A 1,500-nucleotide genomic window follows, 5' to 3' on the forward strand; every position below is an offset into this window, starting at 1 on the left:
TTTTTTGAGTATATCCGCGATCGCATTTCTTTGATCGGAAATATCCCATCTTTGGGCAGTATTATTCGGGACAAATCCTCGCTTAACCCGTTTGGTTGGTCGTGGATGCCAGAATAAATCTTTACCCCGAAGTATTGATGGGATACCAAAAAACGACTAATAACTAAACTTTTACCTCCGCAAAAAACCTCAAATAAATACTCTGCTTAACTTTGCGCTGACCTCCGACACGGAGTGGCTTCCAAAGGTAGCCGCAAAGCGTCTACTGCGTTTCAAAGTCAAGTTCTAATCAGTTTTGAGTATAAACTCCAACTTAGAAACTCCTAAAAATAAAGCATAGCAAGGGTATTATCAACTAGCAATACTTATTGATAAAGACTGGACATAATAAATTAATCCAAATGCTGCTCATTTGGAAGATTAAGTTTAATAATTTACTTTAATAAAAAACAATTAAACTAGCAAAGCAGGTAAATTTACGACTTCATCTTCAGCAAGTTTCAAAGAAGGTTTTTTATCTTGATAAGTATAGGCAATAAGACCTGCAAGTAGATTAACCATAAAATTTTTGACACTTCTATGACGGGAATGAACAATTTGAGAAATATTTTTTAATTGGTCATTAACAGTTTCAATTAATGACCTTTTCGTAACATCAGTTTTTCCCACAACTCAACCAACTTATTATTCATATTTTTCTTAAAGGGAGTAATTAGCTTGATATTATTTGACCAAAGTTCTTGCCATAGTTTTTTAGAAATATATCCTTTATCACCAAAGAGGCTACCCCAAAGCCTGTCAGCTAAAACTGGAACTGGTACTCGGTCATCTGTATTTCCAGGAGTTACTTGAAAAGCTAATAATTCCCCTTGCTCATTAATGATTAAATGAAGCTTAAATCCAAAGTACCAAGCTACAGAACTCTTTCCCCAACCGGATAAACCTTCAAATACCTTATTTCTTTTCGCTCTTCTTGGATGACAAATTGGAATCGATGTACTGTCAATAAAACTAAGTCCAGTTACTTCTCCCTTTCGAGAATTTAAGAATGAAATTAGAGGTATTAAAGTATGAGGTATTAATTCAACAAATCTATTATAACTGACCAATTTTGGAAATTCTCTTTGATAATATTTCACTAGATTTTTGTTATAAAAATCTTTCAAGTTTCGATAGTTAGAATGATGAAAATAAACTATTATTGTCATTACTTCGCTTAAACATAGTTGACAATTTCGTTGTCTTTGTTGTTTTTGATTTGTAATGACTCTCGGTTTCAAGGTTTCTTCAAAATTTGTACAGAAGTCATCTATTTCACAAAACAATTTTTCCAATTCCATAATTCTTTCCTTTCGAGCAAGCAATTACTTTATTGTCAGAGATATGGTACTATCTCGACTTCGACTCATTACATTATTTAATCTTTTGTAAATAAACCAGGTATCAAGCACTAGTTCCAACAAAGCTATCAATACCCAGATTGCCAGGGAAACAATTACA

Annotated in this window: 1 pseudogene; it reads right to left on the bottom strand. The window is 33.0% G+C overall.

Annotated elements, in window-relative coordinates:
* Positions 1 to 453 precede the first annotated feature (453 nt).
* Positions 454 to 1,340 (bottom strand): annotated as a pseudogene (locus tag CK510_RS30255) (IS982 family transposase).
* Positions 1,341 to 1,500: the final 160 nt, after the last annotated feature.

This window comes from Brunnivagina elsteri CCALA 953 (assembly GCF_002289455.1).
Taxonomy (GTDB): domain Bacteria; phylum Cyanobacteriota; class Cyanobacteriia; order Cyanobacteriales; family Nostocaceae; genus Brunnivagina; species Brunnivagina elsteri.